Source organism: Sphingomonas sp. GW821-FHT03E12 (genome assembly GCF_059420685.1).
The window spans coordinates 443,839-465,746 of sequence record NZ_JBWKUF010000002.1 but is presented as its reverse complement, the minus strand read 5'-3'; the positions used below and the strand labels follow the sequence as shown (position 1 = coordinate 465,746).

General features: G+C 67.5%; 22 protein-coding genes and 1 tRNA gene. 8 read left to right on the top strand and 15 right to left on the bottom strand.

Annotation, left to right across the window (positions count from 1 at the left end; all coding sequences use genetic code 11):
- Positions 1 to 5: 5 nt before the first annotated feature.
- Positions 6 to 1,652 carry an alkaline phosphatase family protein gene (locus tag AC07TU_RS07725; protein ID WP_495187337.1) on the top strand — a complete coding sequence of 549 codons (1,647 nt, stop codon included), beginning with the start codon at positions 6 to 8 and terminating at the stop codon, positions 1,650 to 1,652.
- Positions 1,653 to 1,773: 121 nt separating this feature from the next.
- Here AC07TU_RS07725 and mmsB read toward each other — a convergent pair whose 3' ends face one another.
- The 3 genes from mmsB to AC07TU_RS07710 all read right to left on the bottom strand — a co-directional run bounded on the left by mmsB (position 1,774) and on the right by AC07TU_RS07710 (position 4,599).
- A complete protein-coding gene (gene mmsB, locus AC07TU_RS07720; protein WP_495187336.1) occupies positions 1,774 to 2,658 on the bottom strand; it encodes a 3-hydroxyisobutyrate dehydrogenase in 885 nt (294 codons plus the stop codon).
- Position 2,659: 1 nt separating this feature from the next.
- Complete coding sequence (locus AC07TU_RS07715; protein WP_495187335.1) at positions 2,660 to 3,436, bottom strand: enoyl-CoA hydratase; 777 nt, start codon at positions 3,434 to 3,436, stop codon at positions 2,660 to 2,662.
- Between the two features lie 116 nt (positions 3,437 to 3,552).
- Positions 3,553 to 4,599, bottom strand: coding sequence for an enoyl-CoA hydratase/isomerase family protein (locus tag AC07TU_RS07710; RefSeq protein WP_495187334.1), 1,047 nt, complete (start codon positions 4,597 to 4,599; stop codon positions 3,553 to 3,555).
- Positions 4,600 to 4,667: 68 nt separating this feature from the next.
- Between AC07TU_RS07710 and AC07TU_RS07705 the strand changes: the two genes are divergently transcribed.
- The gene (locus AC07TU_RS07705; protein ID WP_495187333.1) at positions 4,668 to 4,871 is read left to right on the top strand and encodes a cold-shock protein; all 204 of its coding nucleotides are present in this window, start codon (positions 4,668 to 4,670) and stop codon (positions 4,869 to 4,871) included.
- Between the two features lie 11 nt (positions 4,872 to 4,882).
- Here AC07TU_RS07705 and AC07TU_RS07700 read toward each other — a convergent pair whose 3' ends face one another.
- Positions 4,883 to 6,028, bottom strand: a complete 1,146-nt coding sequence (locus tag AC07TU_RS07700; RefSeq protein ID WP_495187332.1) for an acyl-CoA dehydrogenase family protein — start codon at positions 6,026 to 6,028, stop codon at positions 4,883 to 4,885.
- A gap of 194 nt (positions 6,029 to 6,222) precedes the next feature.
- On the opposite strand from AC07TU_RS07700, the gene AC07TU_RS07695 reads away from it, so the two are divergent.
- Both AC07TU_RS07695 and AC07TU_RS07690 read left to right on the top strand, forming a co-directional pair.
- Positions 6,223 to 6,894 (top strand): hypothetical protein, encoded by a 672-nt coding sequence (locus AC07TU_RS07695; RefSeq protein ID WP_495187331.1) that lies wholly within the window; start codon positions 6,223 to 6,225, stop codon positions 6,892 to 6,894.
- Between the two features lie 96 nt (positions 6,895 to 6,990).
- Positions 6,991 to 7,188, top strand: coding sequence for a hypothetical protein (locus AC07TU_RS07690; protein WP_495187330.1), 198 nt, complete (start codon positions 6,991 to 6,993; stop codon positions 7,186 to 7,188).
- Between the two features lie 8 nt (positions 7,189 to 7,196).
- On the opposite strand, the gene AC07TU_RS07685 is transcribed toward AC07TU_RS07690, so the two are convergent.
- From AC07TU_RS07685 to AC07TU_RS07675, 3 genes are all read right to left on the bottom strand, one after another.
- Positions 7,197 to 8,123, bottom strand: a complete 927-nt coding sequence (locus tag AC07TU_RS07685; protein ID WP_495187329.1) for a polysaccharide deacetylase family protein — start codon at positions 8,121 to 8,123, stop codon at positions 7,197 to 7,199.
- Positions 8,124 to 8,238: 115 nt separating this feature from the next.
- Entirely contained in the window at positions 8,239 to 8,787 is a 549-nt protein-coding gene (locus tag AC07TU_RS07680) for an HdeD family acid-resistance protein (protein WP_495187328.1), read from the bottom strand.
- A 95-nt stretch (positions 8,788 to 8,882) separates the two neighbouring features.
- Entirely contained in the window at positions 8,883 to 10,394 is a 1,512-nt protein-coding gene (locus AC07TU_RS07675) for a CoA-acylating methylmalonate-semialdehyde dehydrogenase (RefSeq protein WP_495187327.1), read from the bottom strand.
- A 92-nt stretch (positions 10,395 to 10,486) separates the two neighbouring features.
- Here AC07TU_RS07675 and AC07TU_RS07670 point away from each other — a divergent pair, with 92 nt between their 5' ends.
- Both AC07TU_RS07670 and AC07TU_RS07665 read left to right on the top strand, forming a co-directional pair.
- The gene (locus tag AC07TU_RS07670) at positions 10,487 to 11,365 is read left to right on the top strand and encodes a LysR family transcriptional regulator (RefSeq protein ID WP_495187326.1); all 879 of its coding nucleotides are present in this window, start codon (positions 10,487 to 10,489) and stop codon (positions 11,363 to 11,365) included.
- 90 nt (positions 11,366 to 11,455) lie between these two features.
- Positions 11,456 to 12,781 carry a methyl-accepting chemotaxis protein gene (locus AC07TU_RS07665; RefSeq protein ID WP_495187325.1) on the top strand — a complete coding sequence of 442 codons (1,326 nt, stop codon included), beginning with the start codon at positions 11,456 to 11,458 and terminating at the stop codon, positions 12,779 to 12,781.
- On the opposite strand, the gene AC07TU_RS07660 is transcribed toward AC07TU_RS07665, so the two are convergent.
- The 4 genes from AC07TU_RS07660 to AC07TU_RS07645 are packed head-to-tail and all read right to left on the bottom strand — an operon-like array spanning position 12,778 to position 16,560.
- Complete coding sequence (locus AC07TU_RS07660; protein ID WP_495187324.1) at positions 12,778 to 14,025, bottom strand: adenosylmethionine--8-amino-7-oxononanoate transaminase; 1,248 nt, start codon at positions 14,023 to 14,025, stop codon at positions 12,778 to 12,780. The genes AC07TU_RS07665 and AC07TU_RS07660 overlap by 4 nt on opposite strands.
- Positions 14,022 to 14,621, bottom strand: a complete 600-nt coding sequence (bioD, locus tag AC07TU_RS07655; RefSeq protein WP_495187323.1) for a dethiobiotin synthase — start codon at positions 14,619 to 14,621, stop codon at positions 14,022 to 14,024. The genes AC07TU_RS07660 and bioD overlap by 4 nt, the downstream gene beginning before the upstream one ends.
- The gene (locus tag AC07TU_RS07650; RefSeq protein WP_495187322.1) at positions 14,618 to 15,727 is read right to left on the bottom strand and encodes an 8-amino-7-oxononanoate synthase; all 1,110 of its coding nucleotides are present in this window, start codon (positions 15,725 to 15,727) and stop codon (positions 14,618 to 14,620) included. The genes bioD and AC07TU_RS07650 overlap by 4 nt, the downstream gene beginning before the upstream one ends.
- Entirely contained in the window at positions 15,724 to 16,560 is an 837-nt protein-coding gene (locus AC07TU_RS07645; RefSeq protein WP_495187321.1) for an HpcH/HpaI aldolase/citrate lyase family protein, read from the bottom strand. Before AC07TU_RS07645 ends, AC07TU_RS07650 begins: the two co-directional genes overlap by 4 nt.
- Before the next feature lie 101 nt (positions 16,561 to 16,661).
- On the opposite strand from AC07TU_RS07645, the gene AC07TU_RS07640 reads away from it, so the two are divergent.
- Positions 16,662 to 16,735 (top strand) — tRNA-Gly (locus AC07TU_RS07640).
- A 37-nt stretch (positions 16,736 to 16,772) separates the two neighbouring features.
- On the top strand, positions 16,773 to 18,053 hold the full coding sequence (locus AC07TU_RS07635) for a serine hydrolase domain-containing protein (protein WP_495187320.1): 1,281 nt from the start codon (positions 16,773 to 16,775) through the stop codon (positions 18,051 to 18,053).
- Here AC07TU_RS07635 and AC07TU_RS07630 read toward each other — a convergent pair.
- From AC07TU_RS07630 to glmS, 4 genes are read right to left on the bottom strand one after another with little or no spacing between them, the layout of a single operon-like run.
- On the bottom strand, positions 18,040 to 18,645 hold the full coding sequence (locus AC07TU_RS07630; RefSeq protein ID WP_495187319.1) for an ATP-binding cassette domain-containing protein: 606 nt from the start codon (positions 18,643 to 18,645) through the stop codon (positions 18,040 to 18,042). The genes AC07TU_RS07635 and AC07TU_RS07630 overlap by 14 nt on opposite strands.
- Positions 18,635 to 19,324 (bottom strand): molybdate ABC transporter permease subunit, encoded by a 690-nt coding sequence (gene modB / locus AC07TU_RS07625; RefSeq protein ID WP_495187318.1) that lies wholly within the window; start codon positions 19,322 to 19,324, stop codon positions 18,635 to 18,637. Before modB ends, AC07TU_RS07630 begins: the two co-directional genes overlap by 11 nt.
- Positions 19,324 to 20,073, bottom strand: coding sequence for a molybdate ABC transporter substrate-binding protein (gene modA, locus AC07TU_RS07620; RefSeq protein WP_495187317.1), 750 nt, complete (start codon positions 20,071 to 20,073; stop codon positions 19,324 to 19,326). Before modA ends, modB begins: the two co-directional genes overlap by 1 nt.
- Positions 20,074 to 20,078: 5 nt before the next feature.
- A complete protein-coding gene (gene glmS, locus AC07TU_RS07615) occupies positions 20,079 to 21,902 on the bottom strand; it encodes a glutamine--fructose-6-phosphate transaminase (isomerizing) (protein WP_495187316.1) in 1,824 nt (607 codons plus the stop codon).
- Positions 21,903 to 21,908: the final 6 nt, after the last annotated feature.

The following is a 21,908-nucleotide window of genomic DNA, read 5'->3' as shown; positions in this document are numbered from 1 at the left end:
GAAAGATGCTTCGTTCATTCGCCGCCGCCCTGCTCCTCGCATCGCCCGCCATCGCGCAGGAAGCACCGCCCGCTCCGGCGCCCGCTCCGACGACCCCGCCCAAGCTGATCGTCGCGATCTCGGTCGACCAGTTCTCAGCCGACGTCTTCGCCGAATATCGCCAGCATTTCACTGGCGGCCTCGCGCGGCTCGCCAACGGCGTCGTCTTCCCTTCTGGCTATCAGAGCCATGCCGCGACGGAGACTTGCCCCGGCCACTCGACGATCCTCACGGGCAGCCGCCCGGCACGCAGCGGGATCATCGCCAATGACTGGATCGATCTCAAGACGCCGCGCAAGGACAAGACGATCTATTGCGCCGAAGATGAGAGCGTCCCGGGCAGCGATTCCTCCAACTACACCGTCTCTCCGCTCCACCTGAAGGTGCCGACGCTGGGCGAGCGAATGCAGGCCGCCAACCCTGCCGTGCGCGTCGCGGCGGTCGCGGGCAAGGATCGCGCCGCGGTGATGATGTCGGGCCATAAGGCCGATCAGGTCTGGTGGTGGGGCGGCAAGGCGTTCGTCAGCTATGCCGGGCGCGCCACGCCCGAAGCCATCACCCGGGGCAACGCCGCCACCGCTGCGCGGATCGGCGAGGCGCAGCCGGCGATGGAACTGCCCGCCTTCTGCCAGTCGCGGGACATTGCGGTGCCGATCGGCGCAGGGAAGACCGTCGGTACCGGTCGCTTCGCCCGCGACGCAGGCGACAGCCGCCGCTTCCGCGCCTCACCCGAATTCGACATGGCGATCGTCGGCATCGCGGCCGACCTGCGCGCCGAGATGAAGCTCGGCGAAGGTGCGGCGACCGATCTGCTGATCGTCGGCGCGTCGGCCAGCGACTATGTCGGCCACACCTATGGCACCGAGGGTACCGAGATGTGCCTGCAGATGGTCAATCTCGATCGCACGCTCGGCAAGTTCTTCGAGATCCTCGACAAGACCGGGATCGACTATCAGGTCGTGCTGACCGCCGACCATGGCGGCCATGACCTACCCGAGCGGCACAACATGCACGGTATCCCTGAAGCGGCGCGTGTCGCGCCCGGCATGGGTGCCAAGGCGATGGGCGAGAAGGTCGCCGCCAAGCTCAAGCTCGGCGGCCGCCAGCTGCTCTGGGGCGGCAATTTTGGCGACATCTATGTCGACCCGGCCCTCCCGGCAAAGCAGCGCGAGGCGGTGACGCGCGAAGCCATGGCGCTCTATCGTGCAAGCCCGCAGGTGGCCGGGGTCTATACCCGTGCCGAAATCCTCGCGACGCCCAGCCCCAGCGGCCCGCCGGAGACCTGGTCGATGCTCCAGCGCGCCCGCGCCTCGTTCGTGCCCGAGCGTTCAGGCGACTTCGTGGTAGCGCTGAAGCCGCGGATCACGCCGATCTCCGATCCCACCAACGGTTCGGTCGCGACGCATGGCAGCTTCTGGGACTATGACCGCCGCGTGCCGATCCTGTTCTGGCGCAAGGGCCAGACCGGGTTCGAGCAGCCGATGTCGGTCGAAACCGTCGATATCCTGCCCACGATCGCCGGGCTGATCGGCCTGCCGATCCCTGCGGGCGAGATCGACGGCCGCTGCCTTGACCTCGACGCCGGTCCGGGAACGACCTGCCCGGCGAAGTGAGCCGTCACCCCGGCCCAGTGCCGGGGTCCATTTTGCCGCAGCGGATGCGATGGAGCCTCTGGCCCATCGCCCGCTGACCGGTGGATCCCGGCACAAGGCCGGGATGACGAAGGGAAGGAATTCAAACCTTCCCGTCGAGCATCTTGATGATACCCGAGAAATCGACGCCCGCATTCCCGGCGTCGGCGAACTTGGTGTAGAGTTCGGCTGCCCGCGCGCCCATCGGCGTCTCGCTGTGCGTGCTCGCCGCCGCTTCCATCGCAAGCTTCAGATCCTTGAGCATCAGCCCGGCGGCGAACCCGCCCTGATAGCCGTTATCGGCTGGCGTCTGCGGACCCATGCCCGGCAGCGGCGCATAGGTGTTGAGCGACCAGCACGCGCCCGACGAGACCGAGGCGATGTCGTAGAAGGTCTGCGGATCGAGCCCGAGCTTCTGCGCGAGCAGCAGCGCCTCGCACGTCGCGACCATCGTCGCGCCAAGCAGCATGTTGTTGCAGATCTTCGACGCCTGTCCGGCACCGTTGCCGCCGGCATGGATCACCGCCTTGCCCATCGATGCAAGGAAGATCTCGGCACGTGCAAAGGCGCTGTCGTCCCCGCCGACCATGAAGGTCAGCGTGCCACCCGCCGCCGCCGCAATCCCGCCCGAGACCGGCGCGTCCACCGCGGCAAGCCCCTTGGCCGCCGCCGCGTCGGCAACACGGCGCGCAGTGGCGACATCGATCGTCGAGCAATCGATCAGGATCGCACCGGTATCCGCCGCGCCGAACACGCTGTCTTCATAGACCTGTTCGACATGCTTGCCCGCAGGCAGCATCGTGATCACCGCCTCGGCCCCTTCGGCTGCCGCAGCGGCGCTCTCGGCCGGCAGGCAGCCCGCTGCCCTGGCGCGCTCCAGCGCCTCGGCCGACAGGTCGAAGGCACGGACGTCATGCCCCGCCTTGGCCAGGTTTGCGGCCATCCCGCCGCCCATATTGCCGAGGCCGATAAATCCAACGCGTGCCATATTACTTCCCCGTCCAGTTGCCCGGGCGCTTCTCGACGAACGCCGCCATGCCTTCCTTCTGATCGGCGGTACCGAACAGGCCGTGGAACAGGCGTCGCTCGAACTGAACACCCTGCGCCAGCGTCGTTTCGAACGCGGCGTTGACCATTTCCTTGTTCGCCAGCACCGACAGCGGCGCCATGCCGGCGATCGCGGCGGCGGTCTTGAGCGCATCCTCAAGCAGATCGGCGGCGGGAACGATGCGGCTGACGAGGCCGGCGCGCTCGGCCTCCTCAGCGCCCATCATGCGGCCGGTGAGGCACATCTCCATCGCCTTGGCCTTGCCGACCGCGCGGGTCAGGCGCTGCGACCCGCCCATGCCGGGCGCGACCGCGAGCTTGATCTCAGGCTGGCCGAACTTGGCGGTATCCGCAGCGAGGATGAAGTCGCACATCATCGCCAGCTCGCACCCGCCGCCGAGCGCGAAGCCCGAAACCGCGGCGATGATCGGCTTGCGCGTGCGGGTGAACTGATCCCAGCCCGCGAAGAAATTGTGGCCGTACATGTCGGCAAAACCCTGCGCCTGCATCTCCTTGATGTCGGCGCCGGCGGCGAACGCCTTCTCGCTGCCGGTCAGCACGGCGCAGCCCTGTGAGGGATCGGCGTCGAACTTGGCGAAAGCGTCGAGCAGCTCGCTGAGGACTTCGCTGTTGAGCGCGTTGAGCGCCTGCGGGCGGTTGAGCGTCACCAGCGTGACGGCGCCGCGATGTTCGACGAGGATGGTCTGATAATCGGTCACGAAACGCTCCCCAAAAGTCCCAAAAGTCACACTGCTACGCGCGCGAGGATTTTCCCGCCGCGCCGCCGCCGGTCAGCCCAAGGCTATCATGACGGCATATCTGTAGGAAAATGCCGTCACGGCGCCGGGCTCCACGCCTCCCCCTCCGGCAGCGGCGCGAAGATCTGGTCGATCAGGTGATCGCTTACCTCTTCGGCAGTCGCGGGATTCCAGTTCGGCGCATTGTCCTTGTCCACGATCAGCGCGCGCACGCCTTCGACAAAATCGTGACGCTGCACGACATGGCTGGCGACCGCGAATTCCTGCCGCATCTCGTCCTCGAAGGTCGGCATCGTCTTGCCGTCGAGCAGCAGCTTGAGGCTGACCTTCATCGTCTGGGGCGACTTGGTGTGAAGCGTCGCAAGCTGCTGCGCCGCCCATTCGCCGGGGTCGGCTTCGAGCGCGGCAAGCACATCCTCAAGCTTGTCCGATGCGAACAGCCGGTCGATCGCCCCGCGATGGGCGAGGATGCGAGCGTCGGGCGACGGCGAGGACAGTTCGTCCAGCACGCCCTCGATCGTCTGCGGATCGGCAACGATCCGCGCCTTGGCATCCTCCAAGGAGTCCGAGTGGAGGTAATGGCTCGCCAACCCCAGTGCGAGGCACTCGGCACCGTCAAGGCGATGTCCGGTCAGCGCGAGATACTGGCCGGTGCGTCCCGCCAGCCGCGAGAGATACCAGCCGCCGCCGACATCGGGGAACAGGCCGATTCCCGTTTCCGGCATTGCGAGCTTCGTATTCTCGGTCGCGACGCGATATTTGGCCGGCTGGCTGATCCCGACGCCGCCGCCCATGGTGATGCCGTCCATGAAGGCGACGATCGGCTTGGCATAGGTGAACAGCGCGTGGTTCATCCGGTACTCGACCCGGAAGAAGTCGCGCGCCGCACTGCCGTCGCCCGCGCCGCTCTCCGCGATCATGCGGATATCGCCGCCCGCGCAGAAGCCACGACCCTCGGCATGGTCGATCATCACCGCTTCGACGCCGGTGTCGTCGCGCCAGGCGATCAGCGCGTCGAGGATCGCCGCGCACATGCCGGTGTTGAGCGCATGGATCGCCTTGGGCCGGTTGAGCCGGATACGGCCGACCTTGCCTTCGACGAAGATCAGGACATCGTCAGTCATGCAATTACCCGTAATTGTGGCGCGAACCGCACCGGCCTATCCTGCGGTTGGAACAGAGGGAGGAAGACATGCGCACCACCGGTGTCGTCAAATGGTTCAACCCTCCCAAGGGTTTCGGTATTATCGCCACGGACGACGGACGGGAGGCGGTCGTACACTACCAAACTCTGATCGCACAGGATCAGTGGACGATCAGCGCGGGCGATCGCGTCGAATTCGAGCTGATCCAAGAACCGAAAGGCCTCAAGGCGGTTCTGGTCGTCAAGATCTGACCAATGCCGGTTCATTGGCGCGTTAGCTCACGCCCGACGATCATCCGCATCACCTGATTGGTGCCCTCGAGAATCGAATGGACGCGCAGGTCGCGCCAGAAGCGCTCGATCGGATAGTCCATGAGATAGCCATAGCCGCCATGGAGCTGGAGCGCGCGGTCGACCACCGACGATCCGGTATCGGTCGCGAAGCGCTTGGCCATCGCCGCGAACTTCGTCTTGTCGGGCGCGTTCGAGGTCACCTTCGCCGCGGCGAGGTAGAGCAAGGCGCGTGCCGCCTCGAGCTCGGTCGCCATGTCGGCGAGGGTGAACTGGGTGTTCTGGAAGTCGGCGATCGCCGAGCCGAACTGCTTGCGGTCCCTGGTGTACTGCACCGCCTCGTCGAGGCAGCGCTGCGCCCCGCCGAGCGAGCAGGCGCCGATGTTGAGCCGCCCGCCGTCGAGCCCCATCATCGCGATGCGGAAACCCTCGCCCTCGCCGCCGATCAGATTCTCGACCGGCACGCGGACATTATCGAACATGACCTGGCGGGTGGGTTGGGCGTGCCAGCCGAGTTTGCGTTCATTGGCGCCGAAGCTGACGCCGGGCATGTCCTTTTCGATCGCAAGGCACGAAATGCCCTTGGGACCATCGGCGCCGGTGCGGACCATCGTCACGTACAGCTCATTCTCGCCCGCGCCAGAGATGAACTGCTTCGAGCCGTTGACGACGAACACGTCGCCCTCGCGCCGGGCCGTGGTCTTGAGCGCGGCGGCGTCGGAGCCCGAGGACGGCTCGGTCAGGCAATAGCTCGCCAGCCAGTCGGCGGTGACGAGCTGGGGCAGATACCGGTCCTTCACCGTCTGCGACCCGAAGCGGTCGATCATCCAGCTCGCCATGTTGTGGATCGAGATGAAGGCGCTGGTCGCAGGGCAGCCATAGGCCATCGCCTCCATGATCAACGCCGACTCCAGCCGTCCGAGACCGATCCCGCCGCTCTCCTCGGAGACGTAGATCGCGCCGAAGCCGAGCTCGGCCGCGGCCTTCACCGTCTCGCGCGGGAAGATGTGCTTCTCATCCCACTCGGCGGCGTGCGGGGTGATCGCGTCCGCGGTGAACTTGCGCGCCATCTCCTGGATCGCGCGCTGGTCTTCGTTGAGGTCGAACTGGTCGGTCATAAATGGGGTCCTGTACACGCGGGCGAGCACGGTCGCGCGGGCGCCGAAGCACTAACGCGCCGCAAGCCAATTTTCACTCTTGCCATTTCCGGAGGGCTGTCACACCTAGCTGACACCGGTATCAGTTGTCCTACAACTCTGGACAATGCGGCTGGAGCCGCGCGATGAATACCGGATAACAGGAGTGGGACGTCATGAAGATCACGACGAAGAAATCCGTATCCCCCCGCCGCCTCGCCATTGCCGCCGCCATCGCGGCAATGGGCGTGGCCACCGTTGCCTATGCCTATACGACCGATGTCGATTCGCGCGGCCAGATCCAGAACATCAGCGGCGGTCACCGCTTCATCATCCAGCAGCGGACGGACAGCGTCCCCGGCCGCGCCGAGTTGCGCGGCAGTTCGAGCACCACCGGCGTCTCCGCCACCGGCCGGTTCAAGCTGGTGAGCGGCGGCAAATGGGTGAGCCTGATGCAGGTGCTGAACGTCGTCGCCGCCGGCCAGACCTCGGGCCCGTCCGAGCCGGTCACCCAGCTTGCCATCCGGCCCAAATCGGGCACGTCGAACTTCGAATTCTATATCGTCCAGGGCGGGCAGCTGTGCAGCGGCGCGCCGACGGTCACCGTCGGCACCTACTATACGATCAGCATGTCGGTCAGCACCGGCCAGAGCCCGTCCTATTACATCAACGGCGTGAAGTGCCAGAAGTCGAACCCGGACGGCGACCGCGCGGGCACCGTCTACGATGGCGGACAGCTCAAGTCGGGGCGCCATTTCTACGCGAAGATGGGCGCCTACAACACGACCAGCAACCTGACCAACAGCGGCGGCGGATCGACCGTCGAATGGACCGAAATCGGTATCTGACGCTCCAGCGGCCGCGCTCCGGCGCGGCCGCCACCGGCTGGACAGGGCAGGTGCGCCGTGTAATTGATCAGGCGTAACGATTGGGGTCCACGAACCGTGAAGCTTCGTCTTGCTCTTGCCGCGCCGCTGCTTCTGCTGGGCGCCTGCACCACGCCCGATGCGCTCAACAGCCTTGCCGTCGGCATCTGCGAAAAGCAGGAGGGGTGCCATGTCCGCGATCAGGGGCCGCGCTATGGATCGCAGCAGCAGCGCGTGGTCGAAGATACGATCAAGGGCCGCCAGGACCCGATGTAGCACGGCGCTCATTCCGCCTCGCCCAGCACACGGCGGCGGAACAGCGGACCCATGAGATCGAGATCATTGCGCGCATACCAGCGCGGCGCGGGCAGGCCCTTCTGCCAGGCCAGCGCCTCGGTCAGCGTGCCTTGCGCGACCGGCGCGTCGGGAACCTGCTCACCGAGCGGATCGGCATAAGCGGCATCGGCCGTCACGATCTCCCACCCCTTCGCCCGCAATGCCGCGACCAGTTCGTCGACGAACATCGCCGCGACGTCATTCTCGTGCAGCAGCATCATCTGAACGGGCTGACGGCCAACGGTCTTCACCATCAGCCCGTCGTAGAATTCGGCGGCCTCGACATGGCTTTCGACATAGAGGTCACGCAGCGCGTCGAGATCGACGCGCTTGCCGGCCCTCTTCGCCGCGCTCGCCTGATCGTCGATATACCAGTCGACCGACTCGGCGGTGACATAGCCGTTGGACAGGCCGCGCGCCTTGAGCCCTTCGCGCACCGCGTCGCGCTTGGCCTTGTCCTTGCCGCCCTCATCCAGAAACGGGAAGCGGAACCAGGGGCGATAGCCGGGGCGATCCTTGAGCCAGATCTGGGCGCGGTCGATATCGGCGAGATAGGCCTCGGCAGTCATGCCGCTCAACCGCTGGTGCGCGAAGCTGTGGTTGGCGATGACATGTCCCGCGGCGACATAGGCCGCGATGTTCGCCGCACCGTTGCCGTTGCCCGCCCGCTCCAGATTGCCGACGGTGACGAAGAAGGCCGCCTGCTTGACCTTGGCCTTGCGCAGCGACTTGATCAGCATCTTCGCCCGCGCGTCAGGCGTCATGAAGGCGCCGGCGTGGCGTGGCGCATCGTCGAAGCTGATCGCGATCCGCTTTTGCGCGGCGGCGGGCACCGCCATCACCAGACACGCCACCAGAGCCGCAAGCCAACGCATCGCCTTCTCCCGCCGTTTCATGAGATGGCGATGCCCATAGCATGGCGCACCGTCCGGCCATCAGCCGCACGTTCACCAACAGGACGGCCGGACGGTTGCGATCCGCGATGGAACGTCAGGGTGCCGGTTCGGCCACCGCCTCGAACGCCGATTTCACGGCCTTTCCGGCGAGATAGAGCATGATCAGCGCCATCCCGTTGAAGATCAGCTCGATCCCCAGCAGCGTGCCCAGCAGGACTGCGGCGGAACCCGGATAGGTCGCGAACACATAGACGCCGAGGCCGATCGCGATCAGGCCGGTCAGCAGCAGCGGCCAGAACAGCCGGGTGCCGCGCACCTGGACGGCGAAGATCACGCGGAACAGCCCCGAGGCGAGGAACAGGATCGCCGCGGTGAGCGTGAGCGACAGGGTCCCCGCAAGCGGATTGGCGAGGATCGCGATACCGAGCAGCGTCACGACGACCGCCCAGAGGATGGCCCAGATCTTCGCGCCCGTCCCCGTTTCGGAGAAGGCCGAGATCAGATGGACAATCCCGCTGAACAGGAAGATCCATCCGGCCAGGAACACCGCCGTCAGCGTGGCGGCGAATGGATTGAACAGTGCAAGTACGCCGCCGACCAGCGAAAGAATGCCGGCGATGATCCAGAGTGTAGACGCTTTCATGACTTGCCACCCTTTTCCCGCGATCGCCCCCCGGCCCGCCGGACCATAAGTCAGCGGCGGTCGGAGGAACAGGATATTCGGGGTGGCAGGGCATCTCAGCCCATCGTCGGGATGACGAATGCGTTGCCGCCGTCAGGCGAACCATCCGGCCAGCGCTGGGTGACCGTCTTCACCTTGGTGAAGAACTTGATGCCTTCCATGCCGTGCTGATTGGTGTCGCCGAACGCCGAACGCTTCCAGCCGCCAAAGGTGTGATAGGCGACCGGCACCGGGATCGGCACGTTGATGCCGACCATGCCAACATTGACGCGCGCGGCGAACTCGCGCGCGGCATGGCCGTTGCGGGTGAAGATCGCGACGCCGTTGCCATACTGGTGATCGCTCGGCAGGCGCAGCGCCGCTTCGAAGCTGTCGGCGCGGACCATCTGGAGAACCGGGCCGAAAATCTCCTCCTGATAGCTCCGCATCTGCGGGGTCACGCGATCGAACAGGCTTGGGCCGATGAAGAAGCCCTGCTCATGCCCCTGGAGGCTGAAGCCGCGGCCATCGACGACCAGCTCGGCGCCTTCGTCGACGCCCATCTGGATGTAGCTTTCGATCTTGGCGCGGTGCGCGGCGGTGACGACCGGGCCGTAATGCGCTTCGGCATCGGTCGAGACGCCGACGCGCAGCGCCTCGATCGCGGGCAGCAGCTTGGCGCGGAGCGCTTCGGCGGTCTTGTCGCCGACTGGGACCACCACCGGAAGCGCCATGCAACGCTCGCCCGCCGAGCCGAAGGCGGCGCCGGCAAGGTCGTTGACGACCTGATCGAGGTCGGCGTCGGGCATGACGATGCCGTGGTTCTTGGCGCCGCCCATCGCCTGGACGCGCTTTCCGGCCTCGACGCCGCGGCGATAGACATAATGCGCGATGTCGGACGAGCCGACGAAGCTCACCGCCTTGATCTCCGGGTGGTCGAGGATCGCGTCGACCATCTCCTTGTCGCCCTGAACGACCTGAAGCACGCCTTCGGGCAGGCCGGCCTCGAGCATCAGCTGCGCGAGGCGCACCGGGACGCTGGGATCGCGCTCCGACGGCTTAAGGATGAAGGCATTGCCGCAGGCGATGGCGACGCCGAACATCCACATCGGGATCATCGCCGGGAAGTTGAACGGGGTGATGCCCGCGACCACGCCGAGCGGCTGGCGCATCGAATAGACGTCGATCCCCGGCCCCGCGCCCTGGGTATATTCGCCCTTGAGCACATGCGGGATGCCGCAGGCGAACTCGATCACCTCAAGCCCGCGCTGGATGTCGCCCCTGGAGTCGGCGATCACCTTGCCATGTTCGGAGCTGAGCAGATGCGCCAGCTCGTCCATGTTCTTTTCGATCAGCGCCTTGAAGTTGAACATGACGCGGGCGCGGCGCTGCGGGTTGGTCGCCGCCCAGCCGGGCTGCGCCTTGAGCGCATTCGCCATTGCGGCGTCGAGATCGGCCTGAGCGCCGAGCGTCACCTGCGCCTGGATTGCGCCGGTATTGGGATCGAACACGTCGGAACGGCGTGTGCCGGTCCCGGCCGTCGCCGCATTGCCGATGAAGTGCGAAATCTCGCGGACCGCCGTCGCCATTTCAGACTCTCCTTTTGCCGATGGTGATGCACCCGCGCGCGCCCTAGCGGCAACCCATCGACATGCAGGCATAAGCTGCATATTTGCAGGTCATGGACTGGAGCGACTTGCCGATCTTCCTCGCGATTGCCCGCACCGGGCAGCTCGCAAAGGCGGCGCAGGCGCTGGAGATCGACGCCACGACTGCGGGACGGCGCCTGCGCCGGCTGGAGAAGGCGCTGGGCGAGCGGCTGTTCGAACAGGGGCAGGACGGCCAGTCGCTGACCCCGGCCGGCGAGCGGCTGCTGACCCATGCCCGCGCGATGGAGCGTGCCGCCGCCGCGATCGGCAGCCGCGACCCCGGCGGCGCGGTACGCGGCACGATCCGGGCGAGCGTGTCCGAAGGCTTCGGCACCTGGTTCGTCAGCCGCTATCTGGGCGAGCTGGCCGACGCGCATCCGGGGCTGGCGGTCGATCTGGTCGCGACCAGCGGCTTCCTCAACCCGACGCGGCGCGAGACCGATGTCGCGGTGCTGCTCGCCCGCCCCCGCCGCGGGCCGCTGCTGACGCGCAAGCTCGCCGATTATGGCCTGCGGCTTTACGCCTCGAACGACTATCTCGCCCGCAGCGCACCGCTGACCGCGCCCGAGCAGCTGCGCGACCACCGGATGATCGGCTATGTCCCCGACATCCTCTACGCGCCCGAGCTGCGTTACCTGGACGAGGTGCCGGGCGCGCCCGAGCCGCAGCTGCGATCGTCGAGCATCAACGCGCAATACCGGATGACAACGGCGGGCGCGGGCATCGCGGTGCTGCCCTGCTTCATCGGCGACGCGGACCGCAAACTGACGCGCGTGCTGCCCGATATCCGCATCCGGCGCAGCTTCTGGATGGTGACGCACGAAGAGACGCGGCATTTCCCGCATGTCGCGGCATTCGCCGACTGGCTGACCGCGCTGGCGGGGCGGCATCGCTCACAACTTGAGGGTTAACCGCAAAAAGGCGCGAAAAACCGCCATTTGTCTTCAAACTGTCACGCCCGGATAAGATCGCATTTACCCTGAGCGCCCTAGGTGGAGGCCATGTTCCGCGCACCCGCCGCCCCGGTCGACCTGCCCCACGCCCTCACCATGCGGGACTGGCTGACCACGACCGAGCGAAACCCGCCCTTCCTTCGCCAGAGCGACACGCTGTTCAAGGCGATCGACCTGTTCCAGACGAACATGGAGCTGCGGCTGCTGCCGGTGGTCGATAGCCGCCACCGAGCGATCGGCGCGGTGTTCGAGAAGGATGTGCGGCGCCTGCTGCTCAACCCGTTCGGCCATGCGCTGATGCGCAACCCTGCCTATGGCAACGGCCTCGCCGCGCATGTCCGCGCCTGCCCGACCGCCGAGGTCGATCAGGACCCGGGCGCGCTGATCGAGGCCTATCGCGCTGCGAACGGGGCCGAGGGGATGATCGTCACGCATCAGGACCGGCTGTTCGCGGTCGTCGCCAACCGTCGGCTCGTCCACCTTGCCTCGACGCGCGATCTTGCCGCGGCGCATCTGCGGGTCGAGCGAGCGCAGCGGATCGAGGCAGCGACCGCCCGGTTCGAGCGCCAGGTCGCAGGACTTGCCCGTGCGCTCACCGACCTCGCCCGCTTCATCGCGGGCAATGCCAAGGAAACCGAGAGCCGGGCCGCCGATACCGGCGATCGCGCCGCGGCGGTCGCCGCCGCCGCTGGACAGACCAGCCTGTCGATGCGCGACATCGCCGACCGGGGCCGCCTGCTCGCGGGCGCCTTTGCCGCGATCAACACCGACACCGTCCGAGCCAAGACCGCCGCAGCGGATGCTGTCGCACTGGTGAGCGCGGGTAGCGCGCGGATGGACGGGCTGATGCACTCGGCGCAGTCGATCGATGCCGTGATCGGTCTGATCGGCGAGATCGCCAAGCAGGTGAACCTGCTCGCGCTCAACGCGACGATCGAGGCTGCACGCGCCGGCGATGCGGGGCGCGGCTTCACCGTCGTCGCCAACGAGGTGAAGATCCTCGCCACCCAGGCCGGGGTCGCCGCCAAGCGCATCACCGCGCATGTCGAGGAGATCCGCGGCGGCATCGTCCAGGTCGCCGATGGCCACGCCCAGGTCGAGGCGGCGATCGCCGCGATGGCCCGCCTGTCCGACACGGTCGAGGATGCGGTGGGCACGCAGCGCGACACCACCAGCCTGATCGCGCTCACGGTCGAGGAAGCCGTCTCTGCGGGCGCGCAGATCCATGGCGATGTCGAGGCGATCGGCGCGACCGCACGCTCGGCATCGAGCAGCGCGGGTGAAATGGGCGGCCTCGCCGGACGCATCCGCGCCGAGGCGGACGCGCTGGGCAATACGGTCAACGCCTTCCTGGCGGAACTGAGGGCGGCCTAAGCCTCCAGCGCTTCGCCGATCACGGCATAGACGCGGGCGAGATCCTCATCCGAGATACAATAAGGCGGCATGACGTAGACGGTGTTGCCGAGCGGGCGGAGCAGCACGTTGCGCTCGCGGAAGAAGCTCATCAACCGCGGACCGACGACCGAGAGATAGGCGCCCTGCGGCGCTTCGATCTCCATCGCGACGATCGTGCCCAATTGCCTGAGGTTGTTCACCTTCCCGGCGAGCGCGCGGCTGTAGCTGCGCTGGCGGTGCGCAAGATGCGCAACCCGCTCGAGCACCGGTTCCTCGCGCCAGATGGCGAGGTTTGCCGCCGCGGCAGCGCAGGCGATCGGGTTGGCGGTGTAGCTCGACGAATGGAAGAACATCTTCGCCCGGTCCTTCGACCGGTGCGATTCGAAGACCTCGGGCGTCGCCATCGTCACCGCGAGCGGCAGCGATCCGCCCGTCAGCCCCTTGGACAGGCACAGCAGGTCGGGCACCACCGCCGCCTGCTCGCACGCCAGCAGGGTGCCGGTGCGGCCCCAGCCGGTCATCACCTCGTCCGCGATGAACAGCACGCCATGCGCGGCGCAGATCTCCCGCATCGCCCGCAGCACGCCGGGCGTGTACATTCGCATCCCGCCGGCACCGAGCACCAGCGGCTCCACGATCATCGCGGCAGGCGGCGGCGACTGGGCGCAGAGCTGTTCGAGCGCGTCAAGCGCGCGATACTCGTTCGCACCCTCCGGGAACGGGATGGTATCGACGTCGAACAGCAACGGCGCATAGCTGCGATTGAACACGCCGCGCGCGCCGACCGACATGCCGCCGATCGTGTCGCCATGATAGCTGCCCTGCATCACGATGATGCGGTGACGCGGCTCACCGCGATTGGCGAAATGGCCGAGCGCCATCTTGATCGCGACCTCGACGCTGGTCGATCCGCTGTCGGAGAAGAAGACATGATCGAGCGGGCGCGGCATCATCGCCACCAGGCCGCGCGCGACCGTCTCGGCGGGCTCGTGCGTCCAGCCCGCGAAGATCAGCTGGTCGAGCCTTTCCGCCTGATCGCGGATCGCCGCCACGATGCGCGGATGGCAATGGCCGTGCGTGGTCACCCACCAGGACGAGATCGCATCGATCACCCGCCGCCCGTCGGCGGTGTGGAGCGCCGCACCCTCGGCGTGCGTCACCAGCGGCACCGGCTCATTGAGGCCATGCTGGGTGAAGGGGTGCCAGACGGGCGACTTCTTCATGCGAGGTCCGTCAAATCGAGCGCTTCAGCCGCGGTCCGCAACGTCTCCGGGGTCAGCGGGTCGAGCACCGGGATCCGGCCGAGCGACCGGACCTTGCCCATCCCACAGATCGTCGCCTCGCTGTCCGGCATCGCGTTCCCCGAGAAGAGAATGCCGCCTACCCATATTGAGCGGGCACGCAAAGCCTCGATCGTCAGCAAAGCGTGGTTAATGGTTCCGAGCGTGGTGCGCGCGACCACCACCACGGGCAGCCCCCAGCGCGCAAACAGATCGGCATAGACCAGCTCGCGGGTCAGCGGCACGAGCGCCCCGCCCGCGCCCTCGATCACCACCCGGCCGGGCCGCGGCGTCAGGCGCTCAGGATCGATCGTCACACCGTCGATCTCGGCAGCGCGATGCGGCGAGCAGGGCGTGATCAGCCGATAGGCCTCGGGCAGGACATCGACGTCGGCGAGCCGCGCCACGGCCTCGCTGTCGGTTTCCTCGTCCAGCCCCGCCTGGACCGGCTTCCAGTACGCAGCGTTCAGCCGCCAGGCGAGCGCGGCGGCGGCGACCGTCTTGCCGACGCCGGTATCCGTTCCGGTGACGACGATCATTTCAGCGCATCCGCCAGCCGGTCGATATCGCCCTGAGTAACGTTGAGCGTGAGCGAGATGCGCAACCGCGCCGTTCCCGCGGGCACCGTCGGCGGGCGGATGCCGCGGACGTCAAAGCCCTTCGCCTGCACCGCCGCAGCGCGCACCATCGTCTCGGCGTCGCCACCGACGATCAGCGGGAGCACCTGCGACCCGGTCGGCGTCACGCCGAGCGGCGCCAGCACGCGCTCGGCATGGGCGATCAGCCAGTGCAGCGTCTCGCGCCGCGCAGGCTCGTCGGCGACGATCCGCAATGCCTCCCGCACCGCGGCCGCCATCAGCGGCGACGGCGCGGTCGAGAAGATGAAGGGGCGCGCGCGGTTGACGAGGAAGTCGATAAAGACCCGTGGCCCGCAGACCAATGCGCCCTCGCAGCCCAGCGCCTTGCCGCAGGTATGCAACGTGATGATGTTGGGACGTCCTTCCAGCGTCGCGGCGAGGCCGCGACCGCCGCTGCCCCACACACCGGTCGCATGCGCCTCGTCGACGATCAGCATGGCGTCATGCCGTGCGGCGACCTCGGCGAGCGCGGCGATCGGCGCGCGGTCGCCGTCCATCGAATAGAGGCTCTCGACCGCGATCCACGGCGTTCCGGTGCCGCCCTGCCCGCGCCATGAAGCGATGGCGTCGTCGACCGCCTGCGCGTCGTTATGCGCGGCCGCCACCGACGGCGCGCGCGACAGCTTGAGGCCATCATGCACGCTGGCATGGATCAGCGCGTCATGGACGATCAGGTCGCCCGGCTGGGGCAAGGTCGCCAGCAGCGCCACGTTCGCGGCAAAGCCGGTCGAGAAGAACAAGGCAGCCTCGGCCCCGAACATCGTCGCGGCTTCGGCCTCGAGCGCCGCGATCTCGGGATCGTTGCCGCGCAGCAGCCGCGATCCGCCCGATCCCACGGCGACGTCGCGATCCAGTGCCGCCGCGACCGCATCGCGCAGCCTCTGGTCGTTCGCGAGGCCGAGATAGTCGTTCGACGCGAAGTCGATGCCAGTCCTTGGCGTCAGCGACCGGTAGCGGCCGGCAGTGCGCAGCCGCTCCAGATCGCCGCGATGAAACTCCCCGCTCACGCGACGCCAGCACGCTTCAGCAATGCCTCGGCCTGCTTGAGATGCGGGGCGTCGATCATCTTGCCGTCGAGTTGGAGCGCGCCCGCTTCCGGATTGGCCGCGAATGCCGCGACAACGCGCTGGGCGTGCGCGACCGCTTCCTCGGACGGGGTGAAGGCGGCGTTGATGATCTCGATCTGCGCCGGGTGGATCGCCATCATCCCGGTGAAGCCATCGCGCATCGCCCGCGCGCAATAGGCCTTGAGCCCGTCGAGGTTGCGGAAATCGGGATAGACGGTCTCGATCGCCCGCACACCCGCGGCATGCGCGCCGAACAGCGTCAGCGCACGAACCATTTCATAGGGCGGGGTGTAGCTGCCGTCCTTCTCGCGCGAGGAGACCGCGCCGATCGCGGCGGGCAGATCTTCGGCGCCCCAGGTGATCCCGGCAAGGCGCGGCGAACAGCCGGCATAGCTGCCGAGACCGAACACCGCCGCCGGAGTCTCGGTCGCGATCGGCAGGATGCGCGCGGCGATCCCGCCGAGCATCGCATCGAGCGAGGCGACGTCGGCGCCGCTTTCCGCCTTGGGCAGGACGATGCCGTCAGCGCCATGCGCGGCACCAAGATCGTCATGCGTCATTCCCGAATCGAGCGGATTGACCCGAACCCACAGGCTCACCTCGCTATGGGTCTCAGCCAGGAACTTCGCCACCGCCTGTCGCGCGGCGCCCTTGTTGGCCGGGGTGACCGAATCCTCAAGGTCGAGGATCAGGGCATCGGCGCCGCTGGCCAACGCCTTTTCCATCCGGTCGGGCCGGTCACCGGGAACGAACAGCATGGAACGCAGCTTCATCGGAACTCTCCTCGCGCCGCCCCATGCCGCCGGATCGTGCCAAAGTTCAAGAAGGGACTTGAACGGAACCTCGCCCGCATCCTATGGCAGCGCTCACCCGAGCGGGTGTAGCTCAATGGTAGAGCAGAAGCTTCCCAAGCTTACGACGGGGGTTCGATTCCCCTCACCCGCTCCAGTCCCCCATGATCCGCACGCGCGAAAATGGAACGCAGATGCGCCTATTGAGTACCGGGCGACGCAAGGCATTGATCGCGCTTTCCGTGGTGACGCTGGGAGCCGGCGTCTTCGCGGCCTCTCACTTCGCCACGCGCCAATCCACGCCTGCCCAACCGCCCGAAGCGACCGCGAATGGCGAGGTGCATCGACCCGAAACCCCCGCACGCGTCGATTACAAGCGGCTGGAGGCACGGATCGCGCGGCTGATGCAGGAACCCGACATGGTCGGCTTGGCCGTCGGCACGGTCGAGAACGGGCAAGTCCGCTTCGTAAAGGGCTTTGGCGAGACGGTCGCGCATAGCGGCACCGCTGTGTCACCGGACACGGTGTTCCGCTGGGCGTCGGTGTCCAAGGGGGTCGCCTCCGCGCTGGTGATCAAGCTTGTCGAGGAAGGGAAGCTGTCGCTCAACGCGCCGGTGGCGTCGCTGAACACGACGCTGACGCTGCCGGGCGACTGGAGCAACGTCACCGTCGCCAATGTCCTGTCGCACCGCGTCGGGCTGGTCCGGAACGCGTGGGACGAGCGGCTCGAGGCGGGCGAGGATCCGAAGACATTGCGGGCGGCGCTGGGCACCCTGCCCGTCCATTGTCCGCCGGGCACCTGCTACGGCTATCAGAACATCGCGTATGATACCGTGACCGAGATCGTCGAGGGCGCGACGGGCGAGGACTATGCCAGCCTGGCGCGCAAACGCCTGTTCGAGCCGCTGGGGATGCGCAACGCCAGCGTCGGCCAGGTGGGATTGCAGACGGCGGCAAGCTGGGCACATCCGCACCGCAAGGGCAAGGCACTCGTCACGGTCAACGACGCCTATTATCGCGTGCCCGCCGCGGGCGGCGTCAATTCGTCGATCCGCGACCTGCTGATCTGGATGCAAGCGCAGATGGGCAATGCGCCCACCGTGCTGTCACCGGCCGCGCTTGAGATGATGCACCGCGCCCGGGTCCCGACCCCGCCGCACGGACCGCGCGGGCCGATGGATCGCGCGCTGACAAATGCCTCATACGGCCTTGGCTGGCGCAGCTTCAACTATGCCGGCCATCCGCTGGTCGGACATCGCGGATCGGTGGACGGCTATGGCTCGCTCGTCCTGTTCGATCCGGCGGACAAGAGCGGCATCGTGATGCTGTGGAACAGCAACACGGGCAAGCCGGCGCGATTGCAGCTCGAATTCTTCGACCTGCTCTATGGCCTGCCGTTCACGGACTGGCTCGAGTTCACGGCGCCGCCGGGCGCTTCCCCGACGCCCGACGCAACGCCGGCTAAATCTCGATAATCCGCTGCCCCAGCCGTTCGGCTTCGGCCGGATCATGGGTGACCATCAGGATCGGCAGGCCGGATTCGTCGCGCAGCCGCTCGATCACGCGCATCACCTCCTCGCGCCGGGCACGGTCGAGCGACGACAGCGGTTCGTCGAGCAGCAGGAAGCGGGGTTTCGCCAGCAGCGCCCGGCCGATCGCGACGCGCCGCGCCTCGCCGCCCGAAAGCGAGCGCGGCCAGCGGTCGAGCAGATGCGCGATGTCGAACCGGTTCGCCAGATCGTCCAGCCCCGATGGGTCGCCGCCCGCGCCGTAGAGCAGGTTCCTGCGGACGCTGAGATGGGGGAACAGCCGCGCGTCCTGGAACACATAGCCGGCGCGGCGTCGCTCGGGCGGAACGTCCTCGCCCGTGGCCGCATCGAACAGCGTCTCACCGCCGACGCGCACATGGCCCGTATCCGGCTCCAGCAGCCCTGCGACCATGTCAAGCACGCTGGTCTTGCCCACGCCCGAGGGGCCGAACAACACGGTGATCCCCTCCCCGCCCTCGATCCGGCAGGTCACCTGCGCATCGCCCCGGCGCTTCTCGACCGCGATGTCAAAGGACATGGACGCCTCGCCCCGCCCGCCGCGCGAGCAGTTCCGACGCCACCAGCGCCGCCAGCGACAACACGACCGAGATCAGCGCCAGCCGCAGCACCTGCGCCTCGCCATCGGGCGTCTGCAGCGCCGCATAGATGGCGAGCGGCAAGGTCTGGGTCTCGCCCGGGACGTTGGAGACGAAGGTGATCGTCGCGCCGAACTCGCCCAGCGCGCGGGCGAAGCCCAGCACCGCCGCCGCCAGCACGCCGGGCAGGGCGAGCGGCAAGGTGATCGTGCGAAACACGCGCGACCGGCTCGCCCCAAGGGTCCGCGCGGCATTCTCCAGCCGCCGATCGACCGCCTCGATCGACAGGCGCATCGCGCGGACCATCAGCGGCAGCGCCATCACCCCCGCCGCAATCGCTGCGCCGGTCCAGCGGAACATCACGCTGACCCCGAACCAGTGTTCGAGCCATCCGCCAATCGGGCCGGCAGGAGCGAAGGCGAGCAGCAGCAGCCAGCCGGTCACTACCGGCGGTACCACCAGCGGGAGATGGATCAGCCCGTCGACCAGCACCTTCCCGGGAAAGCGCATGCGGGCGAGCAGCCAGGCAAGCGCAAAGGCGATCGGCAGCGTCACCGCCGTCGCAACCAGCCCGACCTTGAGCGACAGGACAACGACCGGCCAGGTGCCGCTTTCCAGCATCAGCGCCGCGAGAAGCCGTAGCGGGTGAAGATCGCGCGGCCTTCATTCGACAACAGGAAGCGCCGGAACCCCTCTGCCTCGGGGTGCGAGGAGGTCTTCAGCCGCGCGAGCGGATAGACGATCGGCGGATGGCTCGATTGCGGGAACACACCCGCCACGCGCACCCGCGTCGAAGCCCGCGCATCGGTGGCGTAGACAATGCCATAGGGCGCCGCTCCGCGTTCGACCAACGCAAGCGCCGCGCGGACATTCTCCGCCCGCACCAGTTGCGGCGCGGCGGCATCCCATAATTTCAGCTTGCGCAGCGCCGCCTCGGCATAGCGGCCGGCGGGCACCGACGCCGGATCGGCCACTGCGATCCGCCCGCGCAGCATCGCCGCCAGCGGCCGCCGTTCGGCAGCGGCGTCCGCACGCGCCACCAGCACCAGCCGGTTGCCGAGGAACGAGACGCGCGTGCCCGGTGCGAGCATCGCCCGCTGCTCGAGATCGTCCATCCATTCCTGATCGGCCGACACGAACAGGTCCGCCCGCGCGCCCGCCGTCACCTGTCGCGCCAGCACCGACGATGCGGCGAAGGAGATCACCGGCCGGGCATGCCCCTTGCGCGCCCAGGCATCGGCCGCTGCGGTCATCGATTCCTGCAGGCTCGCCGCCGCCAGCACCAGCGGCCCCTCGCCGCGCTGTGCCGCCGCCGGGAACGCCGCGAGGCCAAGCGTAGCCCCGATCAGCCAGCGGCGGGCGACGATCATCGCGGCTACTCCACCGTCACCGATTTGGCGAGGTTGCGCGGCTGATCGACATCAGTGCCCTTGGCCACCGCGACATGATAGGCGAGCAGTTGCACCGGTACCGCATAGACGATCGGCGCGATCAGCGGGTGGACCTTGGGCATGGTGATCGTGGCGATACACCCCTCGCCCGCTGCTTCTATCCCGTCATAGTCGCTGATCAGCACCACCTTGCCGCCACGCGCCTGCACTTCCTGCATGTTGCTGACGGTCTTCTCGAACAGCGGCCCGCTGGGTGCGATCACGATCACCGGGACATTCTCGTCGATCAGCGCGATCGGGCCGTGCTTCATCTCGCCCGCGGCATAGCCTTCGGCATGGATGTAGCTGATTTCCTTGAGCTTGAGCGCGCCTTCCAGCGCCAGCGGATAATCGGTCCCGCGCCCCAGATAGAGCACGTCGCGTGCGCCCGCGACGGCGCCCGCCATCCCCTCGATCGCCTCGTCATACGCAAGCGCGGCGTTGAGCGCGGCCGGCGCCTCGGACAGATGCCGGACGATCTCCTTTTCCTCGGCCGCGTCCATCCGCCCCTTCGCCTTGGCGAGGTTGGCGGCGAGCGCGGCGAGCACCGCGAGCTGGCAGGTGAAGGCCTTGGTCGAGGCGACGCCGATCTCGGGCCCCGCATGCGTCGGCAGCAGCAGGTCCGCCTCGCGCGCCATCGTGCTGGTCGGCACATTGACCACGGCGGCGATCGTCTGCCCCTCGGCCTTGGCATGGCGCAAAGCGGCGAGCGTGTCGGCGGTCTCGCCCGACTGGCTGATGACGATCATCAGCCCGCCATCCTCCATCACCGGCGCACGGTAGCGGAACTCCGACGCGACATCGATGTCGACCGCGACGCGCGCGAACTGCTCGAACCAGTATTTGGCGACCATCCCGGCATAATAGCTGGTGCCGCATGCGACGATCGTGACGCGCTTGACCGAAGACAGGTCGAAGTCGGGGATCGGCAGCGTCACCTGATCCTCGAGCCGCTGGAGATAGCTGCGCAGCGTCTGCGCCACCACGATCGGCTGTTCGTAGATCTCCTTCGCCATGAAGTGGCGATGGTTGCCCTTGTCGATCAGCTGGCCCGATGCGCCCGAATTGACGATCGGCCGCTCGACCGGATTGTTGTCGACGTCATAGACCTGAACGCCCGACCGGGTCAGCACGACCCAGTCGCCCTCCTCCAGATACGAGATACGCTGGGTCAGCGGCGCCAGCGCCAGCGCGTCGGAGCCGAGATAGGTCTCGCCATCTCCGTACCCGACCACCAGCGGCGAGCCGAGCCGCGCCCCGATCAGCATGTCGGGATGGCTGCGGAACAGGATGGCGAGCGCAAAGGCGCCGTGCAGCCGCGGCAGCACCCCCTTCACCGCCTCGACCGGATCGACGCCATTCTCGACCTGCTCGCTCACCAGATGGGCGACGATCTCGGTGTCGGTCTCGCTCTCCAGCTTGCGGCCGCGCGCCAGCAGTTCCTCGCGCAGCGGCTTGAAATTCTCGATGATGCCGTTGTGGACCAGCGCGACTTCGCCCGTCGCGTGCGGGTGCGCGTTGTTGGTCGTCGGGCCGCCATGCGTCGCCCAGCGCGTGTGCGCGATACCGACGGTGCCCGGCAGCGGATCTGAGGCCAGTTCGCGGCTAAGGTTGATCAGCTTGCCCGATGCGCGCCGCCGCGCGATCACGCCATCGACGATCGTCGCGATGCCCGCCGAGTCATAGCCGCGATATTCGAGGCGCTTGAGCCCGTCGAGCAGCCGGTCGGCGACATCTTCCCTGCCCAGGATTCCGACGATTCCACACATTTCAGT

Bases quoted from the DNA above. Each gene is read 5' to 3' on its own strand.
- AC07TU_RS07660 (WP_495187324.1), bottom strand. From the start codon at position 14,025: ATGAAGAAGTCGCCCGTCTGGCACCCCTTCACCCAGCATGGCCTCAAT.
- bioD (WP_495187323.1), bottom strand. From the start codon at position 14,621: ATGATCGTCGTCACCGGAACGGATACCGGCGTCGGCAAGACGGTCGCC.
- AC07TU_RS07635 (WP_495187320.1), top strand. From the start codon at position 16,773: ATGCGCCTATTGAGTACCGGGCGACGCAAGGCATTGATCGCGCTTTCC.
- AC07TU_RS07665 (WP_495187325.1), top strand. From the start codon at position 11,456: ATGTTCCGCGCACCCGCCGCCCCGGTCGACCTGCCCCACGCCCTCACC.
- AC07TU_RS07710 (WP_495187334.1), bottom strand. From the start codon at position 4,599: ATGACTGACGATGTCCTGATCTTCGTCGAAGGCAAGGTCGGCCGTATC.
- AC07TU_RS07630 (WP_495187319.1), bottom strand. From the start codon at position 18,645: ATGTCCTTTGACATCGCGGTCGAGAAGCGCCGGGGCGATGCGCAGGTG.
- AC07TU_RS07645 (WP_495187321.1), bottom strand. From the start codon at position 16,560: ATGAAGCTGCGTTCCATGCTGTTCGTTCCCGGTGACCGGCCCGACCGG.
- modA (WP_495187317.1), bottom strand. From the start codon at position 20,073: ATGATCGTCGCCCGCCGCTGGCTGATCGGGGCTACGCTTGGCCTCGCG.
- AC07TU_RS07680 (WP_495187328.1), bottom strand. From the start codon at position 8,787: ATGAAAGCGTCTACACTCTGGATCATCGCCGGCATTCTTTCGCTGGTC.
- AC07TU_RS07675 (WP_495187327.1), bottom strand. From the start codon at position 10,394: ATGGCGACGGCGGTCCGCGAGATTTCGCACTTCATCGGCAATGCGGCG.
- AC07TU_RS07685 (WP_495187329.1), bottom strand. From the start codon at position 8,123: ATGCGTTGGCTTGCGGCTCTGGTGGCGTGTCTGGTGATGGCGGTGCCC.
- AC07TU_RS07705 (WP_495187333.1), top strand. From the start codon at position 4,668: ATGCGCACCACCGGTGTCGTCAAATGGTTCAACCCTCCCAAGGGTTTC.
- AC07TU_RS07700 (WP_495187332.1), bottom strand. From the start codon at position 6,028: ATGACCGACCAGTTCGACCTCAACGAAGACCAGCGCGCGATCCAGGAG.
- AC07TU_RS07695 (WP_495187331.1), top strand. From the start codon at position 6,223: ATGAAGATCACGACGAAGAAATCCGTATCCCCCCGCCGCCTCGCCATT.
- glmS (WP_495187316.1), bottom strand. From the start codon at position 21,902: ATGTGTGGAATCGTCGGAATCCTGGGCAGGGAAGATGTCGCCGACCGG.
- AC07TU_RS07670 (WP_495187326.1), top strand. From the start codon at position 10,487: ATGGACTGGAGCGACTTGCCGATCTTCCTCGCGATTGCCCGCACCGGG.
- AC07TU_RS07725 (WP_495187337.1), top strand. From the start codon at position 6: ATGCTTCGTTCATTCGCCGCCGCCCTGCTCCTCGCATCGCCCGCCATC.
- mmsB (WP_495187336.1), bottom strand. From the start codon at position 2,658: ATGGCACGCGTTGGATTTATCGGCCTCGGCAATATGGGCGGCGGGATG.
- modB (WP_495187318.1), bottom strand. From the start codon at position 19,324: ATGCTGGAAAGCGGCACCTGGCCGGTCGTTGTCCTGTCGCTCAAGGTC.